The 2,783-nt window shown below is 66.5% G+C and carries 5 protein-coding genes; 4 read left to right on the plus strand and 1 reads right to left on the minus strand.

Features of this window, described 5'->3' with window-relative positions:
- The 4 genes from RMO04_RS09130 to RMO04_RS09145 all read left to right on the plus strand — a co-directional run.
- On the plus strand, nucleotides 1-842 hold an 842-nt coding region (locus tag RMO04_RS09130; protein WP_309644470.1), incomplete at its 5' end, for a DUF4113 domain-containing protein.
- Nucleotides 842-1,135, plus strand: a complete 294-nt coding sequence (locus tag RMO04_RS09135) for a hypothetical protein (RefSeq protein WP_309644471.1) — start codon at nucleotides 842-844, stop codon at nucleotides 1,133-1,135. The genes RMO04_RS09130 and RMO04_RS09135, both read left to right, overlap by 1 nt.
- Nucleotides 1,132-1,452, plus strand: a complete 321-nt coding sequence (locus tag RMO04_RS09140; protein WP_309644472.1) for a hypothetical protein — start codon at nucleotides 1,132-1,134, stop codon at nucleotides 1,450-1,452. Before RMO04_RS09135 ends, RMO04_RS09140 begins: the two co-directional genes overlap by 4 nt.
- A gap of 254 nt (nucleotides 1,453-1,706) precedes the next feature.
- A complete protein-coding gene (locus RMO04_RS09145) occupies nucleotides 1,707-2,420 on the plus strand; it encodes an SOS response-associated peptidase family protein (RefSeq protein ID WP_309644473.1) in 714 nt (237 codons plus the stop codon).
- Here the strand turns inward: RMO04_RS09145 and RMO04_RS09150 are convergent, their stop codons facing one another.
- Nucleotides 2,421-2,597, minus strand: coding sequence for a hypothetical protein (locus tag RMO04_RS09150; protein WP_309644474.1), 177 nt, complete (start codon nucleotides 2,595-2,597; stop codon nucleotides 2,421-2,423).
- Between the last annotated feature and the right edge of the window lie 186 nt (nucleotides 2,598-2,783).

Genomic DNA, 2,783 nt, shown 5'->3' on the forward strand with positions numbered 1-2,783 from the left:
TGGCCAAGCTCGCCAACAAGATCGCCAAGAGCACGCCGCAGTTGGGCGGGGTCTGTGATCTGACCAGCGAGGCGACGCGGCGGGAATGGCTGCCGCTGGTCGACCTGGAGGACGTCTGGGGCATCGGGCGCGCCAGCCAGGCCAAGCTCGGCGCATTCGGGTGCCGGACGGCGGCCGACGTGGCAGCCTTGGATCCAAAACTGGCGCGGAAGACGCTGACCGTCGTCGGCGAGCGGATCATCCACGAGCTTCGGGGGACTCCCTGCATCGACCTGGAGACCGTGGCGCCAACCCGGAAGGGCTGCGCGGTGACCCGGTCGTTCGCCGGCCGCGTCTCGGACCTGGACATGATGCAGGAAGCCATTGCGGCGCATGCGACGCGCCTGGGCGAGAAGCTGCGCCATCATGGGCTGGCCACGGACCACGTCACGGTATTCTTCCATACTTCGCCGCACGATCGCGGCCCGGCGCGCAGCGTCTCGACCACGGTCGACTTCCCCGAGGCGAGTAACGACACGCTCGTGCTGGTGCGGGCGGCCAAGTGGGGCGCGCGGCGGATCTGGAAGTCCGGATACCGCTACGCCAAGGTCGGCCTGATGACGGTCGACATTGTGCCGCTAGAGGCCTCGCAGCGGGCGTTGATAGGATCGCTCGACCGCGAGCGCAGCGGCCGTCTGATGGACGCCCTGGACGCCTGCAACGCGAAGCATGGGCGCGGCGCGGTGTTCTCGGCAGCCGCCGGCATCGCGAAACAGCGGAAGGCGTGGATCACGAAATTCGATATGCGGTCGCCTCGATACACTACGCGGCTGGAGGAAGTGCCTGTTGTAGGGAGAGCGTGATGCCGGGATTTATCCACCAGGTCGAAATGAAGCTCGCCTCGGACGACGAGCGGGAGCGGTTGCGGCGCATCGACAGCTGGTGCGGCGATTGGCAAATCGGCTTCCGCGTCCTCGATCGCAGGCCGGGTTGTGAGACCATACGCATCGCCTTCGAGGACCCTCGCCTGGCACGGGCGTTCGTCGGCCACTTCGGCGGCGTCCTCGTTGATGACCGGGAAGTGGAGGACGCGCTTGCGGGCGACGCTGTCAACGAGGACGCCTACGACCGGCGGGCCAAGGATTATGCGGAGTGAGCGGCCGATCCTATCCGACGACGCCGGACGGCCGCTATTTCATGGTCGCCGGCAGGCTGTGGCGGTCGACGAACCCAGCGATCCCGGAAGGCGAACGGCAGCGGCTGGTCGATCGGCTGATGGATGCCCGATGCGCCGTCAAGGACGCCAAGGCCGGCAAGGGCGAAATGAAGGACGCGAGGGCGGCCGTGGACGCCGCCAAGGTCGCCCTGGGAGAGCGCGGACCCGTATGGTGGGAGGACGGGGCGCCGGACCTGAACCGGCACCTGGCCAAGAACACGCCCTATGCGGAATGGGCGGCGAAGCTGAAGGCGTAGGTCACCACTCGCTCTCGGTCCGCCCGATCTTGCTATGCCCCGGCACCAAGCCGGTGCGATCTGCGACCTGGCGGGCGACGCGTCCCCAAAGCCGATCGGCATACCGGTCCCCTCGTTCGCGGGCCATCCGCGCAACTTGGCGGGCCGTGTAGTAACCCGCGCCGCCTTCCGCCTCGACGAGCCGGGTTGCCTCAGCGTCGACTAGGGCCTGATATGCGCGGCGTCGGGCGAGCCAGGATCTGATCATGTGTAATATGTATAGCCTCACGAAAGGCCAGGCCGCCATCGTCGCGCTCGCCCGGGCCATGCGGGACACGACCGGCAACCTGCCGCCGCTGCCGGGGATCTTCCCTGATTATCCCGCTCCCATCGTCCGCAACGCCATCGATGGCGTACGCGAGCTCACCATGGTGCGCTGGGGGATGCCGTCGTCGAAGCGGGCGATCTTCGAGGCGGCGAAGAAGCGCGCCGCGAAGATGGAGGCCAAGGGTAAGGCGGTCAACTTCGATGAGCTTTTGCGCATGGAGCCGGACGGCGGGACGACGAACGTCCGCAACACCTCGTCCGCGCACTGGAAGCCTTGGCTGGGGCCGGCGAACCGGTGCGTCGTACCGCTCACGTCGTTCTCGGAGTTCGATCATGGCTCGAAGCAGGACTTCTGGTTTGCCCTGTCGGCGGACCGCCCCCTCGCCTTCTTCGCCGGCATCTGGACACCTGCCTGGACCGGGGTCCGCAAGATCAAGAAGGGCGTGGAGACGACGGACCTATTCGCTTTCCTCACGACGGACCCGAATGCCGAGGTGGGGGCGATCCATCCCAAGGCCATGCCGGTGATCCTGACCGAGCCCTCCGAGGTAGAGGCTTGGATGACGGCGCCGTGGGATGTGGCGAAAGCCCTCCAGCGGCCGCTGCCGGACGGCGCGCTGACGGTCGTGCAGCGGGGCGGCAAAAAAGACGGCGTGCCGTGATTAGCGCCAGGCCGTGGCGTCGTCGTCAGAGTTGTCCCATTCCATGATCGCGTCGACCAGGGCGATGAGCTCGCGCTCTTCGGCGCTGTCCTCGACGTGTCCGGCAAGCTCCGCGACGCGGACGGTCGCCTTCTCATAATCCTCGATGGTTTCGATCTTGATTGCGGTGAGCGGCATGTCGGTCGGAATGCCTTCGGGCTGCGACCGTTCTCCGGTTCCCACATGGAAGCCGCGAAGTGGTCGGTGATTCCACCGCCGCCCATGACGCTATTATTAGCGTCAGCTCTTGCGCTCTGGCAAAAAGATGCTATTATTAGCGTCAACAGAGCGGGGCCGAATGGCTCCGCTGAGGCTTGGAGGACG

This window comes from Phenylobacterium sp. (assembly GCF_031412415.1).
Classification (GTDB): Bacteria; Pseudomonadota; Alphaproteobacteria; order Caulobacterales; family Caulobacteraceae; genus Phenylobacterium.